18 protein-coding genes are annotated in these 19,638 nt (G+C 66.8%); 8 read left to right on the plus strand and 10 right to left on the minus strand.

Annotated elements, in window-relative coordinates; translation table 11 throughout:
• Window position 1 precedes the first annotated feature (1 nt).
• Window positions 2-475 (minus strand): GNAT family N-acetyltransferase, encoded by a 474-nt coding sequence (locus tag C556_RS0112960; RefSeq protein WP_211214726.1) that lies wholly within the window; start codon window positions 473-475, stop codon window positions 2-4.
• Window positions 472-3,111: an aminopeptidase N gene (gene pepN, locus C556_RS0112965; protein ID WP_018748686.1), complete on the minus strand. Its 2,640-nt coding sequence runs from the start codon at window positions 3,109-3,111 to the stop codon at window positions 472-474. The genes C556_RS0112960 and pepN overlap by 4 nt, the downstream gene beginning before the upstream one ends.
• Before the next feature lie 282 nt (window positions 3,112-3,393).
• On the opposite strand from pepN, the gene C556_RS0112970 reads away from it, so the two are divergent.
• From C556_RS0112970 to C556_RS0112985, 3 genes are all read left to right on the plus strand, one after another.
• Complete coding sequence (locus C556_RS0112970) at window positions 3,394-5,079, plus strand: nitrite/sulfite reductase (RefSeq protein WP_018748687.1); 1,686 nt, start codon at window positions 3,394-3,396, stop codon at window positions 5,077-5,079.
• Window positions 5,080-5,240: 161 nt separating this feature from the next.
• Complete coding sequence (locus tag C556_RS0112980; RefSeq protein ID WP_018748689.1) at window positions 5,241-5,786, plus strand: DUF934 domain-containing protein; 546 nt, start codon at window positions 5,241-5,243, stop codon at window positions 5,784-5,786.
• 329 nt (window positions 5,787-6,115) lie between these two features.
• Window positions 6,116-6,433 carry a hypothetical protein gene (locus C556_RS0112985; RefSeq protein WP_018748690.1) on the plus strand — a complete coding sequence of 106 codons (318 nt, stop codon included), beginning with the start codon at window positions 6,116-6,118 and terminating at the stop codon, window positions 6,431-6,433.
• 118 nt (window positions 6,434-6,551) lie between these two features.
• On the opposite strand, the gene C556_RS0112990 is transcribed toward C556_RS0112985, so the two are convergent.
• Window positions 6,552-8,585, minus strand: coding sequence for an NADPH-dependent 2,4-dienoyl-CoA reductase (locus C556_RS0112990; protein WP_018748691.1), 2,034 nt, complete (start codon window positions 8,583-8,585; stop codon window positions 6,552-6,554).
• Window positions 8,586-9,414: 829 nt separating this feature from the next.
• Between C556_RS0112990 and trhP the strand changes: the two genes are divergently transcribed.
• Window positions 9,415-10,767 (plus strand): prephenate-dependent tRNA uridine(34) hydroxylase TrhP, encoded by a 1,353-nt coding sequence (gene trhP / locus C556_RS0112995; protein ID WP_018748692.1) that lies wholly within the window; start codon window positions 9,415-9,417, stop codon window positions 10,765-10,767.
• Window positions 10,767-11,180: an alternative ribosome rescue aminoacyl-tRNA hydrolase ArfB gene (gene arfB, locus C556_RS0113000; RefSeq protein WP_018748693.1), complete on the plus strand. Its 414-nt coding sequence runs from the start codon at window positions 10,767-10,769 to the stop codon at window positions 11,178-11,180. Before trhP ends, arfB begins: the two co-directional genes overlap by 1 nt.
• 64 nt (window positions 11,181-11,244) lie before the next feature.
• On the opposite strand, the gene C556_RS0113005 is transcribed toward arfB, so the two are convergent.
• Together C556_RS0113005 and C556_RS0113010 are read right to left on the minus strand one after the other, a co-directional pair.
• Complete coding sequence (locus C556_RS0113005; protein ID WP_157236164.1) at window positions 11,245-11,727, minus strand: DUF7931 domain-containing protein; 483 nt, start codon at window positions 11,725-11,727, stop codon at window positions 11,245-11,247.
• Complete coding sequence (locus tag C556_RS0113010; RefSeq protein WP_026263075.1) at window positions 11,699-12,820, minus strand: JmjC domain-containing protein; 1,122 nt, start codon at window positions 12,818-12,820, stop codon at window positions 11,699-11,701. Before C556_RS0113010 ends, C556_RS0113005 begins: the two co-directional genes overlap by 29 nt.
• Window positions 12,821-12,904: 84 nt before the next feature.
• On the opposite strand from C556_RS0113010, the gene C556_RS0113015 reads away from it, so the two are divergent.
• Window positions 12,905-13,384 carry a peroxiredoxin gene (locus tag C556_RS0113015; RefSeq protein ID WP_026263076.1) on the plus strand — a complete coding sequence of 160 codons (480 nt, stop codon included), beginning with the start codon at window positions 12,905-12,907 and terminating at the stop codon, window positions 13,382-13,384.
• Between the two features lie 196 nt (window positions 13,385-13,580).
• On the plus strand, window positions 13,581-14,060 hold the full coding sequence (locus tag C556_RS0113020) for an FKBP-type peptidyl-prolyl cis-trans isomerase (protein WP_018748697.1): 480 nt from the start codon (window positions 13,581-13,583) through the stop codon (window positions 14,058-14,060).
• A 97-nt stretch (window positions 14,061-14,157) separates the two neighbouring features.
• Here the strand turns inward: C556_RS0113020 and C556_RS20340 are convergent, their stop codons facing one another.
• The 5 genes from C556_RS20340 to tssJ form a co-directional block, all read right to left on the minus strand.
• A complete protein-coding gene (locus tag C556_RS20340; protein WP_018748698.1) occupies window positions 14,158-14,838 on the minus strand; it encodes a 4'-phosphopantetheinyl transferase family protein in 681 nt (226 codons plus the stop codon).
• A gap of 123 nt (window positions 14,839-14,961) precedes the next feature.
• On the minus strand, window positions 14,962-15,450 hold the full coding sequence (tssE, locus tag C556_RS0113030; RefSeq protein ID WP_018748699.1) for a type VI secretion system baseplate subunit TssE: 489 nt from the start codon (window positions 15,448-15,450) through the stop codon (window positions 14,962-14,964).
• On the minus strand, window positions 15,450-16,148 hold the full coding sequence (gene icmH / locus C556_RS0113035; protein WP_018748700.1) for a type IVB secretion system protein IcmH/DotU: 699 nt from the start codon (window positions 16,146-16,148) through the stop codon (window positions 15,450-15,452). The genes tssE and icmH overlap by 1 nt, the downstream gene beginning before the upstream one ends.
• Before the next feature lie 369 nt (window positions 16,149-16,517).
• Window positions 16,518-17,867, minus strand: coding sequence for a type VI secretion system baseplate subunit TssK (gene tssK, locus C556_RS0113040; protein ID WP_018748701.1), 1,350 nt, complete (start codon window positions 17,865-17,867; stop codon window positions 16,518-16,520).
• Window positions 17,868-17,951: 84 nt separating this feature from the next.
• Window positions 17,952-18,521, minus strand: a complete 570-nt coding sequence (gene tssJ / locus C556_RS20345) for a type VI secretion system lipoprotein TssJ (protein WP_083930586.1) — start codon at window positions 18,519-18,521, stop codon at window positions 17,952-17,954.
• A gap of 153 nt (window positions 18,522-18,674) precedes the next feature.
• Here tssJ and C556_RS20350 point away from each other — a divergent pair, with 153 nt between their 5' ends.
• The gene (locus C556_RS20350; RefSeq protein ID WP_245559252.1) at window positions 18,675-19,511 is read left to right on the plus strand and encodes a M15 family metallopeptidase; all 837 of its coding nucleotides are present in this window, start codon (window positions 18,675-18,677) and stop codon (window positions 19,509-19,511) included.
• Window positions 19,512-19,638 lie beyond the last annotated feature (127 nt).

Raw genomic sequence — 19,638 nt, forward strand, 5'->3', positions numbered from 1 at the left:
TTCACCCTCGCTGTTTTTCCAGGTGGACCAACTCCACCGTCGGCGACAGCGCCGTGGTGTGGCTGACCGTATAGCCATGGCGCCGGTACAGCCGCAGATTGCCTTCGCTGCGTATGCCCGTGAACAGCGTGAAGCGCTCGGTTCCACAGGCGGATTCGATGGCGCGCAGCAGCGCCGAGCCGATGCCCTGGCGTTGTCGGTCCGGGTGCACGATCAGCCGGCCGATCCGGCCTTCCCCGTCGATCCGCGTGGCGCGTACCGAACCGATCAGCTCGCCGTCCAGCTCCGCTTTCAGCACGATGGCCGACTCGAATTCCGCCTGCAGCGCCGCCAGGGTCTGCGTCAGCGGCGGCAGGTTCCAGTCGTTGTAGCGCTCGGCCTCGCTGCGGTAGGCCAGTCGCTGCAGCGCCAGGATGGCTGGGGCATCGTCGGCGCCGGCCGGCGCGATCAACAGCCCCTGCCTCGTTGCGCTCACTGCGCCAGCGCCTTGCTGACGATCTCGTAGGTGTCGCCGGACAACCCCTGCACCGCGGCGATGCGTTCCAGCTCCTGCTTCATCAGCGCGCGGCGATGTGGCTCCAGTTTGGTCCAGCGGTTGAAGCACGCCGCCAGTCGCGCCGCGATCTGCGGGTTGATGCGATCCAGCTCGACGATGCGGTCCGCCGCGAAGGCATAGCCATAGCCGTCCTCGGCATGGAAATGCAGCAGGTTCTGCTGGCAGAAGGCGCCGATCAGTGCGCGCACCTTGTTCGGATTGCGGATCGAGAACGCCGGGTGCCCCATCAACTGCTCGACGCGGGTGCGGGTGCCGGCGCGGCGGCTGGTGGCCTGGATGCTGAACCACTTATCCATCACCAGCGCGTCGTCCTGCCACATCTGCGCGAAGTCCTCCAGGTATTCCTCGGGGTGCTCGCGCTGCGCCAGGCACTTGAGCGCGGCCAGGCGGTCGGTCATGTTGTCGGCGCGGCGGTACTGGTTGTTCAGCAACTCGCTGACCATCGGGCCTTCGCGTTCGGCCAGGATGGCCAGGCACACATTCTTCAGGCTGCGCCGCGCCACCGCTTCGGCGTCGAAGCGGTACGGCTCGCCGTCGTTCAGCCGCTGGTAGGTGGCCAGCAGCGGGCCGCGCAGCTCGCGCGCCAGCGTTTCCAGCACCGTGTGACGCACCTGGACCAGCAGCGCCGGATCGACGTCGTCCAGCGCCTCGAACAGGTACTGCTCGCTGGGCAGCTCCAGCATCAGCGCCACCAGCGCCGGGTCCAGCCGCTCGTTGGCCAGCAGCTTGCCCACGGCTTCGAGGTAGCGTGGCGGCACCGTCACCGCTTCGCCGCGGCGGGCGGCGGCGTAGCCGTCCAGCAACAGGCGCAGCGCGTAGCTGTTGGCGGCCTCCCAGCGCGCGAAGTCGTCTTCGTCGTGCGCCATCAGGAACACCAGCTCGTCGTCGGTGTACGGATAATCCAGCTTCACCGGCGCGGAGAAATCGCGCAGCAGCGACGGCACCGGCTTGTCGACGATGCCGGTGAAGACGAAGCGCGAGGCGCTGTCGCGCAGTGCCAGCACGCGGCTGGTCGGGCCGACCTCGTGCTCGCCGCGCAAGGTGAGCGGCAGCGGCCGGCCTTGCGGGTCCAGCAGGCCCAGCGCCAGCGGGATATGGAACGGACGCTTCACCGGCTGGCCCGGCGTGGCGGGGCAGCGCTGGCGCACCGTCAGGGTGTAGGTGCGGTCGGCGGCATCGTGCACGCCTTCCACTTCCAGCTGCGGGGTGCCGGCCTGGCTGTACCACAGCGCGAACTGGTTCAGGTCGGCCTGGTTGGCGTCGGCCATCGCCGCGCGGAAATCGTCGCAGGTCACGGCCTGGCCGTCGTGGCGCTTGAAGTAGAGATCCATGCCCTTGCGAAAGCCCTCGCGGCCGAGCAGGGTGGCGTACATGCGCACCACTTCGGAGCCCTTCTCGTACACCGTCCAGGTGTAGAAGTTGTTGATCTCCAGGTAGCTGTCGGGGCGCACCGGGTGGGCCTGCGGGCCGGCATCCTCGGCGAACTGGTACTCGCGCAGGCTGCGCACGTTCTGGATGCGTTGCACCGCGCGGCTGCCCACGTCGCTGGAGAACTCCTGGTCGCGGTAGACGGTGAGCCCTTCCTTGAGCGAGAGCTGGAACCAGTCGCGACAGGTGACGCGGTTGCCGGTCCAGTTGTGGAAGTACTCGTGCGCCACCACCGATTCGATGCCGTCGAAATCCGCGTCGGTGGCGGTCTCGGGCTTGGCCAGCACGTACTTGGTGTTGAAGATGTTGAGGCCCTTGTTCTCCATGGCCCCCATGTTGAAGTCGGACACCGCCACGATCATGTAGGTGTCGAGGTCGTATTCCAGGCCGAAGCGCTGCTCGTCCCAGGCCATCGCCTTCTTGATCGACGCCATCGCGTGATGGCATTTGTCGACGTTGCCCGGCTCGACGTAGATCTCCAGGTTCACGCTGCGCCCGCTGGTGGTCTGGTGCTTGTCCACCAGCGACACCAGCTTGCCGGCGACCAGCGCGAACAGGTAGCTGGGCTTGCGGAACGGGTCCACCCACTTTACCCAGTGACGGTTGCGGTCCAGCTGGCCTTCGCCGACGCGGTTGCCGTTGGACAGCAGCACCGGGTAGCGCGCCTTGTCGGCGATCAGCGTGGTGGTGAACTTGGCCATCACGTCCGGGCGATCGAGGTAGTAGGTGATCTTGCGGAAGCCCTCGGCCTCGCACTGGGTGAAGAAGTTGCCGTTGGAGACGTACAGCCCCATCAGGCTGGTGTTGGCCACCGGGTTCACCCGGGTGACGATCTCGACGATGGCGGCATCGCCCATGTCGGGAATGGTCAGGCGGTCGTCGCCCAGCTCGTATTCGTGCGCGCCCAGCGCGCGGCCGTCCAGTTTCAGGCTTTCCAGCAGCAGCGCCTCGCCGTGCAGCACCAGCGGCGTGCCGGCTTCGGCGGCGTCCGGATTGCGTTTCACCACCAGCCGGCTGGCCACGCGCGTGTTGCTTTCCTCCAGCTCGAAGGTGAGGTCCACCATGTCGATCAGGAACGCGGGCGGCGTGTAGTCCAGGCGTTGGATGGCGGTGCGGGTGACGGTCATGGGCGTACCAGGGCGTGCGTGTAAAAGAGTAGAAAGCTTATCGGCTGCGGGGGGCCGTCGCAATCGGCATCTTCCCAGCTTGCGGGCCCGCGATTGAGATTGGACAACTCCGGCTCGGTTAGTGCCCGCGGGCTTATTCATAGAGATAATCGGTTTTTTTATCTATCGAACCGGCTGGTATAGTCGGACGTTTCCGTTATCGCCGCCGGCCCGGCCTGTTCCGGTGCCGCAAGAGGCCCCGGGCGACGATACGCGGCACGACCCAAGACAGGCTTCCGACTCATGTACCAATACGACCCGATCGACCAACAGATCGTCGACGCCCGCGTCGCCCAGTTCGCCGATCAGACCCGCCGCTATCTCGCCGGCGAGCTGACCGAGGACGAGTTCCGCCCGCTGCGGCTGCAAAACGGTCTGTACATCCAGCGCCATGCGCCGATGCTGCGCATCGCCATCCCCTACGGCATGCTCGCCAGCCGGCAGATCCGCAAGCTGGCCCACATCGCCCGCACCTACGATCGGGGCTACGGCCACTTCAGCACCCGGCAGAACATCCAGTTCAACTGGCCCGAACTGAAGGACGTGCCGACCATCCTCGGCGAATTGGCCCAGGTGCAGATGCACGCGGTCCAGACCTCGGGCAACTGCGTGCGCAACACCACCACCGACCAGTTCGCCGGCGTGGCGCACGACGAGATCGTCGACCCCCGTCCGTGGTGCGAGATCATCCGCCAGTGGTCCACCTTCCACCCCGAATTCGCCCACCTGCCGCGCAAGTTCAAGATCGCGGTCAACGGCACGGTCGAGGATCGCGCCGCCATCCTGGTGCACGACATCGGCCTCAACGTGCTGCGCAACGACGCCGGCGAGATCGGCTTCCAGGTCTACGTCGGCGGCGGCCTGGGCCGCACGCCGATGGTCGGCGCGCTGATCAAGCCGTGGCTGGAGCCGCGCCACCTGCTGTCGTACCTGGACGCCGTGCTGCGCGTGTACAACCGCTACGGCCGCCGCGACAACAAGTACAAGGCGCGCATCAAGATCCTGGTCAAGGCGATGACGCCCGAGGCGTTCGGCGCCAAGGTCGAGGCCGAGTGGGCGCACCTCAAGGATGGCCCCACCACGCTGACCCAGGGCGAGATCGACCGCGTGGCGCGCTTCTTCAATGCCCCGGCCTATGAAACCCTGCCGGCCGTCGACGGCGGCTTCCAGCAGGCCAGACTCGACAACAAGGCGTTCGCCCGCTGGGTGGAGCGCAGCGTGTTCGGCCACAAGCAGCCCGGCTACGCCGCGGTGACGCTGTCGCTGAAGCGTGCCGGCGTCGCCCCTGGCGACATCACCGCCGACCAGCTCGACGCCGTGGCCGATCTGGCCGACCGCTACAGTTTCGGCGAGGCGCGCTCCTCGCACGAACAGAACCTGATCCTGGCCGACGTCAGGCAGGCCGACTTGTTCGCGCTGTGGGAAGACCTGAAGGCGCTGGGCCTGGCCACGCCTAACATCGGCCTGCTCACCGACATGATCTGCTGCCCCGGCGGCGATTTCTGCGCGCTGGCCAACGCCAAGTCGATCCCCATCGCGCAGGCGATCCAGGAAAAGTTCGACAACCTCGACGACCTGTTCGACCTCGGCGAGATCGACCTCAACATGTCGGGCTGTATGAATGCCTGCGGGCACCACCACGTGGGCAACATCGGCATCCTCGGCGTCGACAAGAATGGGTCGGAGTGGTACCAGGTCAGCCTGGGCGGCCGCCAGGGCGCCGGAGCCGTCATCGGCAAGGTGATCGGCCCGTCGTTCGCCCAGGAGGAGATGCCCGAGGTGGTCGGCAAGCTGATCGACGTCTTCGTCGAGCAGCGCGAAGGCGACGAGCGCTTCATCGACGTGGTCGATCGCATCGGCCTGGAGCCGTTCAAGGCCCGCGTCTACGCCGGCAAGGCGATCCGCAAGGAAGTTGCCGCCGATGTGTGACGCTTGGGTGGGCCCCCAACAGTTGGCCTCGGGCTTCGCGGTAGCCGGCTTCCCGCCGGCCCGCACGCCCGCCGTCCTGGGGATTCTCCCCGATTGATTCCATCACCACCGCTCCTGGCCATGCCGGAGTGGTCTTGCATTGCCCGGGAACGTACCGACCCATGTCCGCAGATCAACAACAATCCTCCATCGCCAAGCCTCAGGTCATCGTCAACCGCCAGATCGTCGAAGACAGCTGGACCCGCGTCCTGCCCGCCGAGGACGGCAGCATCGCCGTGCCCGCCGAGGGTAAGGTGATCGTGCCCTACCGTTACTGGCTGGAGCACCGCGCCGAGCTGGCCGGCCGCGAAATCGGCGTGTGCTTCGCGCCCGACGACGAGCCGGAGAGCCTGCCGGTCGATGCCAACAGCTTCGGCGTGATCGCGGTGGACTTCCCCGCGTTCACCGACGGCCGCGGCTTCTCCATCGGCCGCCTGCTGCGCGAGCGGCACGGCTATCGCGGCGAGCTGCGCGCGGTGGGCGACGTGTTCAAGGACACGCTGAACTACCTGTGGCGCTGCGGCTTCGACGCCTTCGCGGTACGCGCCGACAAGGACATCGCCGACGCTCTGCGCGGCCTGGACGACTTCACCGAGTTCTATCAATCCAGCGTGCAGCAGCCGTCGCCGCTGTTCCGCCGCCGCCACGGCGACGCCAGCCACGGCTGAGCCAGGCGCCTGCGGCGCATCGGCTGCCCGTTGCGGTTGAGTCGACCCCCAGGCCCAAGCGCCGCCGGTCCGCACCGGCGGCGTTTTTTTCGTCCGGCCGCTTGAGTTGGCGCGAACGAAACCCATCTGTAACCCATTCCGCCAGGGCGCGGGCCGTTGATTTACCGGGAGATTCCCGCCACGGCCAGCGCGATGCGGGGCGTGCCGGGGAACCCGGCGCCGGCGCCGCGCATCCATGCCTGGGAAAGGCTGCCCGTCCTGGGCGGCCGGGACCGGCCCGCCCGGTCCTCCGCATCGGCCCCGCCTGGGGCGTTTCATGGGAGCCACGCATGATCAAACGGAACCGGAACCTGGCGAGCTGGAGTTCAGCGCTGTTCGTCGCCGCAGGCCTGAGCGCCTGTGCGACCGCGTCCGCCCAGAGCGAGGCGCCCGGCATGATCGTCAAGTTCCGCGACGACAGCAAACGCGAATCGCTGTTGGCACAACTGGCCAAGCGCTATCGCGTCGAACTGGGCGCCGGCCGCCCGCTGGCCCTCGGTTCCTGGGTCTACCCCGTCAGCGGCGACGGCCGCGACGCCTTCGTCGCCGCCCTGCTGCGCACCCCGGAAGTCGAATACGCCGAATGGGATGGGCGGGTGGCTCGGTAGAGGGGGATTGAACCCCAAGTCTTGAACCACTGAGAACACTGAGAACACGGAGTTTCACAGAAACCCAAGGTCTTGCCTTACTCCGTCTTTCCTCTGTGTTCTCCGTGTCCTCTGTGGTTCAAGGTGTGGGGTTTCCGCTATCCAACCCCAGCGCCACCCGGGTGCCGGATTCGATGGCGCGCTTGGCGTCCAGTTCGCCGGCGTGTTCGGCGCCGCCGATCAGGTGGGCGTTCACCCCACGGGTGCGCAGCGCGGCGTACAACCCGTTCACCGACACCTGGCCGGCGCAGATCACCACGTGATCCACCGCCAGCCGTTGTTCCTCGCCCTTCACCCGGATGGTCAGGCCCTCGTCGTCGATGCGCACATATTCCACGCTGCCTAGCAGGTGTACGCCGCGCGCCTGCAGGCTCAGGCGGTGCACCCAGCCGGTGGTCTTGCCGGGGCCGCTGCCGGGCTTGCCGGGGCGGCGCTGCAACAGCCAGATCTCGCGTGGCGACCGGCCAGGATGCGCGGGCGTCAGCCCGCCCGGTGTGCTGAGCGTGGTGTCGATGCCCCAGTCGCGGGCATAGGTCGCGACCGGCGACGCGGTTTCGTCGGGCTCGGACAGGAACACCGCCGTATCCACACCGATACCGCCGGCGCCGACGATGGCCACGCGCGGCCCCACCCGCACCTCGCCGCGCAGCACGGCGGGGTAGGGCACCGCCTTGGGGTGGTCGATGCCGTCGATCTCGGGCACGCGTGGCGCCACGCCGGTGGCGACGATCACTTCGTCGAAGCCGGCCAGCCCGTCGGCGGCGACCGGCGTGTTCAGCCGGACGGTCACGCCGTGCTTGGCCAGCATCACCTGGAAGTAGCGCAGCGTTTCGTGGAATTCCTCCTTGCCGGGAATCCGGCTGGCGATGCGAAACTGGCCGCCCAGTGCGTCGCCGGCCTCGAACAGCGTCACCGCGTGGCCGCATTGCGCCGCCGTCAGCGCCGCCGCCATCCCGGCCGGTCCGGCACCGACCACCGCCACCCGCCGGGGCCGGGTCGCCGGGCGCGGCGCCAGCTCCTGCTCGCGGCAGGCGCGCGGGTTGACCAGACAACTGGCGGGCTTGCCTTCGAACACGTGGTCCAGGCAGGCCTGGTTACAGGCGATACAGGTATTGATTTCGCGCGCCGCGTTGGCGGCGGCCTTGGCGACGAACGCCGGGTCGGCCAGCAGCGGGCGCGCCAGCGACACCATGTCGGCCTCGCCCTCGGCGAGGATGCGCTCGGCGATCTCAGGCGTATTGATGCGGTTGACCGCGATCAGCGGCACGCCCACGTGCGGCTTGAGCTGCGCCGTCACCCAGGAGAACCCGCCGCGCGGCACGGTGGCGGCGATGGTGGGGATGCTGGCCTCGTGCCAGCCGATGCCGGTATTGATCAGGGTGACGCCAGCCGCTTCCAGCGCCTGCGCCAGCTGCACCGCCTCGTCGAAGGTGCCGCCGTCCTCCACCAGATCGAGCAACGACAGGCGGAAGATCACGATGAACGCCGGCCCGGTGGCGGCGCGCACTGCGCGCACGATCTCCAGCGCCAGCCGCATGCGCCGTGCGAAGTCGCCGCCCCAGGCGTCGTCGCGCCGGTTCACCCGCCGCACCAGGAACTGGTTGATCAGATAGCCTTCGCTGCCCATCACCTCGACGCCGTCGTAGCCCGCCTGTTGCGCCAGCCGGGCGCAGCGGGCGAAGTCGGCGATGGTCTGCGCGATCTCGGCCTCGCTCAGCGCGTGCGGGGTGAACGGCGAGATGCGCGCGGTCACCGCCGAGGCGCTGACCACGCCGTCGTGATAGCCGTAGCGGCCGGCATGCAGAATCTGCAACGCGATCTTGCCGTCCGCGGCGTGTACCGCGTCGGTCACCACGCGATGGCGCGGCAGTTCGCTGTCGTCGACCAGCATCGCCGCGTGCGGGTAGATGCGGCCGGCTTCGTTGGGGGCGATGCCGCCGGTGACGATCAACGCCACCCCGCCGCGCGCGCGCTCGGCATAGAACTCGGCCAGCCGCGCGCCGCCGGCGGGATCTTCCTCCAGGCCGGTGTGCATCGAGCCCATCAGTACCCGGTTCTTCAACGTGGTGAAGCCCAGGTCGAGCGGGGCGAGCAGGTGCGGGTAGGCGGTCATCGCAGTCCATCCGTGCAAAGGGGTTCGACTCTACCTTAGCCAGCCGGCGGCCACGCGGGCATTGGGGTTTGCACGCAAACGATCGTTTGAAACGACGCTGCGCGCCGGCGATCTGGCGGAAATCCCGATCGTGCGGTGGATACCCGGGGTGAGTGTATCCACCCGGTTGTGGATAAACCGTGCGCCGATTGGGGAAAGCCTGCGCAAGCATTTGGCCGCATGGTGGTTTTCGCCATGCGCCACGCCGTTTGGACCCTGCTGGCTTATCCACGCACCAGCCGGGTTGGTGTGTTGAAGGGCTGTGGATGAGTGCACCAAGCTGCTGAAAGCAGGCGGTTTTCTCTGGCTGCTTAAATATTGAGCAATTGCCCGGGCGGCGGCGCGTTGGATAAACGGCGTGTTATCCCCGGTTTCTGCGAGTGGAGGTGTTGAAGGGCTGTGGACGGCGGTGCCAAGTGCTTGATCGCACGGCGATTGATGGTCGTGCTTAAATTTTGGTCAAGAACTTGGGCCGCGGCAGGCGGCGGTTTTGCATGCCGTTTATCCACGGAAACTGGGGAGCAAAGGTGTTGAAGGGCTGTGGATGGTTGGACTAAGTCGTTGAAGCCAAGTGGTTTTCGCTGGGCTGCCTACAACATGGGCGATGAACGGTCGTTTTTTCACATCCGGTGGGAGCAACGGTGTGCAATAGCTGTGGATAAGCGGGATAAGTGATTGATGCGCCGTGGCGGCTGCGGTCGTGCTCAAAACTTGGGCAGTCGGTTATAATCGCGGCCTGTCGAATTCCCGCCCCGCATCGCGCGGGGCGTTGCTTTTGGATCGCCCTCGAATGCCCAAGACCCCTGAACTGCTCCTGCCCGCCGGCGACCTGGAACGCATGCGCGCCGCCTACGATTTCGGCGCTGACGCGGTGTATGCCGGCCAGCCGCGCTACAGCCTGCGGGCGCGCAACAACGACTTCAAGCTGGAGAACCTGAAGAAGGGCATCGACGAGGCGCACGCGCGCGGCAAGAAACTGTTCGTCGCCAGCAACATCCTGCCGCACAACGCCAAGATCAAGACCTACCTCGCCGACATGGCGCCGGTGATCGAGATGAAGCCGGATGCGCTGATCATGGCCGATCCGGGGCTGATCATGATGGTGCGCGAGCGCTGGCCCGAGGTGCCGGTCCACCTGTCGGTGCAGGCCAATACCGTGAACCACGCCGGGGTGAAGTTCTGGCAGAAGCTGGGCCTCACCCGGGTGATCCTGTCGCGCGAGCTGAGCCTGGACGAAGTGGCCGAGATCCGCCAGGAATGCCCGGACATGGAGCTGGAAGTGTTCGTGCACGGCGCGCTGTGCATCGCCTATTCGGGCCGCTGCCTGCTGTCGGGCTACTTCAATCACCGCGACCCCAACCAGGGCACCTGTACCAACGCCTGCCGCTGGGACTACAAGGTGCACGAAGCCTTCGAGGACGACGCCGGCCAAGCGCAGGTGATCCAGTTCGATTTCAAGAAGGCGATGGACGAGGCCAACAACACCTTCGCCGCTGCCGGCGAGGTGCAGCGCCATCCGCTGGCCGACCGCCCCTACCTGATCGAGGAGGCGCAGCGCCCCGGCGAGCTGATGGAGATCACCGAGGACGAGCACGGCACCTACATCATGAACAGCAGGGACCTGCGCGCCGTCGAGCACATCGAGCGCCTGGTCGCCATCGGCATCGATTCGCTGAAGATCGAAGGCCGCACCAAGAGCCGCTATTACGTGGCGCGCACCGCGCAGACCTACCGCCAGGCCATCGACGACGCCGTGGCCGGCCGCCCGTTCGACCCGGCGCTGCTGGCCGACCTGGACGGCCTGGCCAACCGCGGCTACACCGACGGCTTCTACCAGCGCCACCGCAGCCACGAAACGCAGAACTACCTGAACGGTCATTCCAAGTCCAAGCAGAGCCAGTACGTGGGCGAGGTGCGCGCCATCGCCGACGGTTGGGCCGACATCGAGGTGAAGAACCGCTTCGAGGTCGGCGACACGCTGGAGCTGATCCACCCCAGCGGCAACGTCACCTTCACCCTGGCGCAGATGCGTGGAAAGGAAGGCGAGCCGGTGTCCGCCGCCGCCGGCAACGGCGTCAAGGTGTCGATCCCGCTGGAGGCGCGCTTCGCCGACGCACTGATCGCGCGGGTGCTGCCGGGCTGATGAGCGCCAGGGCCAAGCCGGTGCTCGTGCCCGACGAGGTGGAATTCAGCGCCATCCGCGCCCAGGGCGCGGGCGGGCAGAACGTGAACAAGGTGTCGTCGGCGGTACACCTGCGCTACGACATCCGCGCGTCGTCGCTGGCGGACGTGTACAAGGAACGCCTGCTGGCGCTGCCCGACCAGCGCATCACCAAGGACGGCGTGGTGGTGATCAAGGCGCAGCAATACCGCACGCAGGAGCAGAACAAGGCCGACGCGCTGCTGCGCCTGCAGGAACTGCTGGACCAGGTGGCGAGCACGCCGAAGCGCCGCGTCGCCACCCGCCCCACGCGCGGCTCGCAGCAGCGGCGGCTGGAGGGCAAGACCAGTCGCGGCAAGGTCAAGGCTTTGCGCGGCAAGGTGGGGCTGGATTGACGCGCCCCGCATGCAAAACGGCCACCCAGGGTGGCCGTTTTGCATGCGGGCACCGGGCGTGGCGCTACAGCAGCATCCGGTGCCAGTCCGCCGCCGCTTCGCCCAGTTGCAGCAGCTCGTCGAACACGTGGTTCAGGCCGGCGATCTCGCGCGCATCGTCGCTGGCTTCGCCGCGCGGCCAGTCGAAATGGTGGCGCTTGACGTAGCGCGCGCCGTCGGCGATGGCGAAGCCGGCGTGCCACAGCTCGGGAGGCTGTCCCACCCGCAGCATGGTGAAGCGGTGCGCCCAGGTTTCCCGCAGGTCCAGGATGCGCGGCGCGTGGCGGGCGATGTAGTCGGGCTGCAACGCCAGCAGCGTCACGGTCAGCGAATCCGACGCGGCGAAGCGTTCGGCCAGCGCCTCGGCGAAGGCGCGGCTGCCGATGCCGGCGATCTCGAAATCGTCCTCGAACAGCTTCAGCTCCCGCTCGGCACTCTCGATCAGCGCCAGCATGGATTCCTGGTATTGGGCGGGACGGTCAAACTTGCACAGGGTGAAGGTAGCCATAGTCGTAGCAGGTATAGAGTGCTTCGAGCACATCGTCGTCGTATTCGCCCGGCGGCAGCGCGCGCCGGTCGGCCAGTTGGCGCAGTGTGGCATGCGCCGGCGGCGCGGCGTCCAGTTCCTCGCCGTTGATGTAGAGGCGGGCGTCGTCGTACAGCAGCTGGGTCTTCAGGTCGAGCGCCACGCCGTGCGCCGCCACCGCGGCGGCGAAGGCGTCGAACTCCAGCGGTTCGTCGGCCCCCTCGAAGAATACGTGGGCCTTGGGCTCGGTGAAATACTGCCCTACGAAGCGCGCCACGGTGTCGTCGTTCCAGTCGATCCGCCGCAGCATGTCGCCGATCTGGCGCACGAAGCCGGCGTCGATGCGGCCCGGCTCGGTGCATGGCGTGCGGCCCGGGTCGGCGTACATGCCGTCCAGTGCCAGTTCGTCCTGCAGGAAGTCGAGGAACTTGCCGGCGATCTCCTGCGCCTTGGGCGCGCGAAAGCCGATGCTGTAGGTCATGCCTGGGTCCAGCGCCACGCCGTGGTGCGCGTACTTGGGCGGCAGGTAGAGCATGTCGCCGTGCTCCAGCACCCACTCCTGCTCCGGGTTGAAATCCTTGAGCACGCGGATCGGCGCGTCCTCGACGAAGTTGCCCGCGTCGTCGCTGGAGATCTGCCAGCGCTTGCGCCCGCCCACCTGCAACAGGAATACATCGTAGGAATCGTAATGCGGGCCGACCGAGCCGCCGGGCGGCGCATACGAGATCATCAGGTCGTCCAGCCGGTAGAACGGCAGGAAGTCGAAGCGGTACAACAGATCCGCGATATGCGGCACCAGCTGGTTGACGTTCTGCACCAGCAGCGTCCAGTCGCTGTCGGGCAGACGCTTGAAGCGGCGCGCCTCGAACGGGCCGTGCTCCAGGTGCCAGCGGCCGTTGCGGCATTCGATCAGGCGCGACTCCACGTCGTCGCGCTGCGCCAGTTCGGTCAGGCGCGGCAGATCCATCAATTCCGGGAAGTCGGTGACCGCGCCGCGGATCAGCAACGGCTGCTTTTGCCAGTACTCGGCAAGAAATCGGGTGGGCGTCAATCCGCCGAGAAGCTTTTCAGACATCTGAGCTATATAGGGAGGGTGGAATACGGCAATTATCGCATCGGCAGCCTACAGCTGTCGGACAACCAAACGATCGGAGGCCGTATGTTGAATCCAGGAGAAAGCGCGCCGGACTTCGCGCTACCCGCCGCGAACATGGACCTGATCCAGCTCGCCGACTATCGCGGCAGACACAATGTAGTGCTTTATTTCTTCAACAAGGATCATACCCCCGGCGGCATCGCTGAAGCCGTCGAGTTCAGCGAGCGGGTGGATTCCTTCGCCGAGCACGACACCGTCATCCTCGGCGTCAGCATGGACGAATGCCTGGCGCACGAACTGTTCCGGGAGGAGGAGGGCATCGAGTTCGAACTGCTCTCCGACGCCGAGGGCGAGGTCAGCCGCCGCTACCACGCGCTGAAGAAGTGGGAGGCGCACGGCATGGTGCGCTACGGCATCGACCGCTCCACCTTCGTCATCGACAAGCACGGCCTGATCCGTCACGCGTTCTACCATGTGGCGCCCAAGGGGCACGCGGCGGAAATCCTCGGGCTGATCCGGTCGCTGGATTCCGTCGACGCGTGAGGGGCCGCCCCGGGAAGTAAGTATGTATACTTTCGGGAACGGGCGAAAAGCGGCGGCCAGATTGGCGACGCTTGCCCCTCGGGCGACGGGTGCCCGGGTGTCGAGGAGGGACGGGCGCGCCGTCCGCACCCCACGCCGGAACCCGCATCGCGCCACGACGAAACACCCGTCAACAGAACCTAGGATGATCCACCCGATGCAAATCGCCAAAGACACCGTCGTCACGCTGCACTATGAAATGTTCGATGCCGAGGGCAACTCGCTCGACAAGACCGAAGAGCCCATCGCCTACCTGCACGGCGGCTACGACAACATCCTGCCGCTGGTCGAGGAAGCCCTGGAAGGCAAGGCCGTCGGCGACAGCATCGATGTGACGATGCAGCCGGAGGAAGCCTTTGGCGAATTCGAGCCCGAGCTGGTCCGCACCGAGGAAAAGAGCGTCTTCCCGATGGAAGTCGAGCTGGGCATGATGTTCGAGGCCGACGATCCCGAAACCGGCGACGTGCTGCTGTTCCGCGTCACGGAAGTCGATGGCAACAAGGTCACCGTCGACGCCAACCACCCGTTCGCCGGCCAGACCGTGCGCTTCGTGGGCAAGGTGGAAGAGGTGCGCAAGGCAGAGCCGGAGGAAATCACCCACGGCCACGTGCACGGCGCCCACGGCCATCATCACTGAGCCGCCGCCCGACAAGGAAACGCCCGCTTCAGCGGGCGTTTTTCATTGCGCGGGTGCCAGGGTGAATCGTCCTTCGCACCCGCGTTTGAAGGTCGATTCACCCTAGGCACAGCGACAGCACGTGCGCGTCGTCCCAGCCGGAGCGCGCGGTCAGCAACAGCCCGGCCGGCAGCGCGGGCGCCAGCGTGGCGCACAGCCGCAGCTGCGCCAGCCCGTCGTCGAACGCGACCACCTCGGCGTCCTCGAAGCCGAAATAGCGGCCCACCTGCGGGTACAGCGCCTTGAACAGCGCCTCCTTGAGCGAGAACACCAGCGTGAACCACAGCCCCGGCGGCAGGCCCAGCGTGTCGCCCAATAGCCATTCCGCCGGCTGGCCGATCTGTTCGCGCAACGGGGCGGCGCGCTCGGCCGGCACCCTGTGTTCCAGGTCCAGGCCGATGCCGCGATAGATGGTTGCCCGGCCCGCCACGGCGATGGCGTGGCCCTTGCTGTGGCTGATCGAGCCGGTCCAGCCCTCGGGCCAGACGGGGGCGCGGTGCTCGCCGATCGGCAGCGCGAACGGGCCGGGGTAGCCGGCCAGCGCCAGCGCGCTGCGCGCGCAATCGCGGCCGGCCAGGAACTCCACCTTGCGTTTGAGCACCGCGCCGGCCAGCGATTCCGGCAGCGTCAGGCCGCTGTGCAGCAGCGTGTCGAGCTGCGCGTCGTCCAGCGTGAAGGCGCGGTGGGCGAAGTGCAGACCGGTGGGCAGGTGCGGCAGCGAAGGCAGGGCGGGCGGCATGGCGGGGCAGGGGATGCGGGGCGACCCATGTTATGCAAATCGGGCGGCGAAGGATACCGGCGGCGATTTCGCCCGGCGATGCCCCGTTGTTCGCCCAAGGCAATTCGACCGCTCTCGTTCACCCTAGTGGTCGCTCTTGATCTTGTAGACATTGGACGACAGTTGCAGCGTGGCGTCGAACGACACCGGCGGGCGGTGCGGGTGCACCTTGAGCACGGCATCGACGCGGAAGCGCAGCAGGCGCTCGGTTTCGCGCGGCAGGTCGAGGGTGATGCGCACCCGGGTCAGGCGCGGCTCGTGCACTTCGATGGCGCGGCGCACCCGCTCGCGCAGCAACTCGCGGTCGTCGGGGTTGAGCAGGCTCAGGCCCGACAGATCGGGAATGCCGAAGTTGATCACCGAATCGGCGGCCAGCGGGTGCTGCTCGAACAGTTCCTCGTGCTCCATCACCCGCGTATTGAGCAGCGCCTCCAGATCGCGCGCCATCGCCGCCTTGAAATCCGGCAGCTCGAAGTAGGACTGGCGCCCCGCCTGCGGATTGTCCGGCTCGTCGTCGAGCAGCCGGTCGAGCACCGAGGGCAGGGTGACGGTCTGGCGCCGCGCGTAGCTCATCACATGCCCAGGAAGCGATCGACCTGGTTGCCCAGCAGGATGCGGTAGGTGACGAAGATCGCCACCGCCACGATGGACAGCAGCGCGAAGTACAGCCACAGCGGCAGCTCGTTGCGCACGAAGCTCTGGAAGCGGTGCGGCAGCTTCCAGTTGGGCGCGAACTCGGCCTTGCCGCCGCGCACGTGCTGGATCTCCTGGCCGACGCGATGGGTGAGGTAGCCCAGCTTCTCGGTGCCTTCCAGCAGGTACTTGCCCTGGAAGCCCAGCAGCAGGCAGGTGTGGTAGACCTCCAGCGCCTCCACGTGCTTGGCCGGATCCATGCGCAGCATTTCCAGGCGGTCGAAGAAACCCTCGCCGGCCAGATGCTCGCCGAACAGCCGCAGTTGCAGCGGCATGCGTTCCCATTCCTCGCGGATGGTGAACTCGGACGACAGCACGATCTCGTCCATCAGCGCGCAGAACGCGTACTTGGCCTGCTCGATGGCCTCGCCGGGCTTGCCGAAGTTGCGCGCGTTCTTGTCGTACTGCGCCAGGAAGGTGTCGACGCGGCGGTTGAATTCGGCCGACGAATTGGGCGGATTGCCGTCGCGCAGCAGGAACAGCAGGTAAATGCCGTCCTCCAGCATGTCGCGCAGCGTAGGCGCGGTGGGCGCCTCCACGGCGAGCGGGTGGGCGGCTTCGGCGATGGTCTGAGTCATGGCGATCTCTGGGTGCTCAAGTGCGGTTGCTTACCGCGTTGATGAAAAGGTGCTGCCAGCGACGGCGATATCGCAGCCCCGAGCAAAGCGAGGCTCCCTCGCGGCGGCGAGGGCGGGGGGAGTGGGGTGAAGCAGGAAGCGCCGGTACTGGCACTCTGCCCATCCACCGCGCCCGGCTGGGCCGGGAGCCTTGCGCCCATTGCGCCAAACCGGGGCTGAACTGGGCGCCAGGGCGCGGCGGCGAGGGCGGGGGGAGTGGGGTGAAGCAAGGGGAGCCGGTACCCGCGCACCTCAAAACCCGGAGCGCTCGGCTCTGCCGAGTGCTTGTCGCCGATGGGTTGGTCAACCAGGTGCGCAGGTTCATCGAGGCTACCGAAAGACCGCGATCAGCTCGATCTTCAGCGACGCCAGCGTCTGCGGTACGTAAATGCAGACCGAGCGCGATTGCAGCATCCGCTGGAAGATGTCGCCGCGCGGCTCCAGCGCGAAGTAGTGGTTGCCCACCCGCACCGGAATCGCCGACGGCGTCTGCGCCGCGTGCGCCAGGCTGACGCCGCGCAGCGCGGAGTTGAGGATCTTCTCCACGTCGTCCGGTGCGCCGATCTTGAACTTGAACGGCACCGACTCGATCACCTGCGCCGCCGGCAGGTCGCTTTGCACCGACAGGTAGAAATCCACGTTGTCCAGCAGGCGGTCGCTTTCCAGGCGGCCGATGTAGAACGACGGCTTGGGCTGGGTCAGCGGGATCACCGCGTAGCGCGCCGAGATCACGGTATCGAGCAGCTCGCGGATCTGTTCGTCCAGCTTGGGCAGCGTCTCGGCCAGGTTGTCATGCCGGTACGGCGGCAGGTCGGCCAGGGTGTAGATGCTGGAGAAGGTGAGCAGCTCGCCGCAGAACTCGGCCAGCGCCATGTACAGCTCTTCGGGATGCAGCGGCTCGGCGTGCAGCAGGTGGTTCAGCCGGGCGAAGTTGCGGTTCACCGTGTGCAGCAGCCAGAACGACGCGATGTCGGTGGTGCCGTATTCCATCACCGCGCGCGCCTTCTCGCGGTGCGCGCCGGCCAGCGATTCGCTCTTCACCAGCAGGATGTCCAGCAGGCGGCGGATCAGGCGCGGCAGCACCGGGCTGGCGCCGATGGTGGTCATCGGCGGCAGGTATTCCTCGTGGGCGCGCCACTGGCCGGTGGCGTCCTTCACCAGTCGTGCCACCGGCACCGAGTCGTAACCGTCGCGGTTTTCCTCCTCGACCATCAGCCGCACGTCCATCTCCAGCGTGGTCAGGTCGGCTTCCAGCGCCTGGGTGTACAGGTCGGCGATGTTGGCGTGGGCGTTGCGATAGCGCGACGGCCGGCTGCCCGGCGCATCGCCGGCGGCGGTGTTGCCGCCATACGGATTCAGGTTGGGCAGGCAGGCGTAGAGCGTGGTCTCGACGCCCACCTGCGGAATCTCGTTCAGGTCGCGCGACAGCGGCAACGGCTCGCGGGCCGGGGCGGTGAAGCGGGTGCCGTCATGGAACGACACGCTCAGCTGGTCGGCGCGGATCAGGCCGCTCTTGAGCGCGGCGTGATCCAGCTCCAGCGAGTGCAGGCCCCAGGCGTGGCGTTGCACCGCCTGGAGCGCCTCGGCGACCGCATTGTCGGAAAACAGCGCCTGCTGTTGAAAATGCTGCGGGCGAAGGAACATGCCTTCGCCCCACAGAACACGCTTGGCCTTGAGCATTCTTGTTGCGTACCTACGAAGGAAGGCCGGCGCGATGCCGGCCTTGTCTGGCACCAGCCCGGGTGTGCCGGGCCGGTCCGTGGATCAGCGCTTGGCGGGCTTGCTTGGCGCGATGGCCGTGCACTCCGGCTTGTAGTTGGCCGACTGCCCGGGGATCAACAGCGGCTGCGGCTTGGTGACCTTCAGGTAGCAATCCTGCACCACGAAGCTCAGTCCCTTGCTACGCACCGCGTCGGCATCGACCAGGAAGCGCCAGTTCTGCGCATCAGGCTTACGGAAGAAGCCCACCACGCCCAGGTACTTGGCCTCGGGCAACAGCTTGTCGGTGACATTCTGCGTCGCGCCCGGAATCAGCTGCACTTCGGTGCGTGCCACCAGCTCGTTGCCGAACAGTTCGGCATCGGTCTTGCCACTGGCCGCGGCGTCGAAGGTCAGGCGGTTGAACTCGTTCTTGTCTTTCAGCTGATATAAGCGAACGACGATAGAAAGTGGGCGGCCGTTGATGTCACGGTTGATGATCGGGTCGGCGGTGCCGCTGATCGGATATTCTTTCGGACCGCTTGCGCAACTAGTAATTGCAAAGGCCAGAAAGGCATACAAAATGGCATTTTTAACGCTGTTTCTTACAGAGTTAGGGGTTTGATTACGCCTCATTGGCTACTCCCTTTTGATAATTGTGAGCGGATATTATACATTAGCGCCCACGCGATTTCGCAAGTGTAACGGGATTGTTAATTATCATCTGCTTATGTGTGTTGTTCCCGCCATGCAGATGACGCAATCCTTTCTGAATATTTTCGTGGTGCCATGGCGCAGTTAAGTCTCTGGTGGGTGTTACTGCCGATGCTGGGCGTGTTCCTCAGCCTCGGCTGGATCGGCTGGCGTTTCTTTTACGCCGGCGGTCTGGCCGCGCCCGCGTCCGACACGCTGGTCGCGCCCCGGCCGGTCCGCGCGCCCGCCGCGCCGCGCGAGCCGGTATGGCCGAAGGTGCGCGCCGCGCTGGCGCCCAAGGGGCGCGTCAACTGGGTGGCGCTGCGTTGGCTGGCGATCGCCGCCGTACTGGTCGGGCTGATCATCGTGGTGACCTTGCGCCTGGCGGGCTATCACGTGCTGCGCGCGTTATCTCCGCAGGCATACGAGCGCGAGCAGCACATCCAGCTGGCGCTGAAGGACGAAAAGCTGGTGCCGCCGCCGCCGTTGCCGCCGTCGCTGTTCCTCAGCAGCGAGCGGCCGTCGCTGGCCACCGCCGACCGCGACTGGAGCAAGCTCGATCCGCGCTTCACCCAGGCCGTGCTGGCGGTGATCGCCCGCATGGAGGAACGCGGCTTTCCCATTGTGCTGCTCGAAGGCTATCGCTCGCCGGATCGCCAGGACGCGCTGGCCGATGGCGGCGTGATGGTGACCAAGGCGCGCGGCGGGCAGAGCAAGCACCAGTACGGCCTGGCCGCCGACCTCGCGCCGATGCGCGACGGCCGCATCGTGCTGTCGGAACGCGACCCGTGGGCCTGGGAGGCCTACCAGGCGCTGGGCGAGGAAGCCGAGGCCGCCGGCCTGACCTGGGGCGGACGCTGGTCGTTCAAGGATTACGGGCACGTGGAAGTGAAAGGCTCGATCGCCAAGCTCACCGCGCAACAGGGGCAATAAGCAAGCGATGGTGGCTAAGTCGCCCAAGCAGTAGACGGGCAAGGCCCGGACAAAGGTTTGACAACGCAAGCGGGCCAAAACAGCACCCGCGAGCGCAGCGAGGCCCCCTCGCGGCGGCGAGGGCGGG

The sequence above is a fragment of the Chitiniphilus shinanonensis DSM 23277 genome, assembly GCF_000374805.1.
Classification (GTDB): domain Bacteria; phylum Pseudomonadota; class Gammaproteobacteria; order Burkholderiales; family Chitinibacteraceae; genus Chitiniphilus; species Chitiniphilus shinanonensis.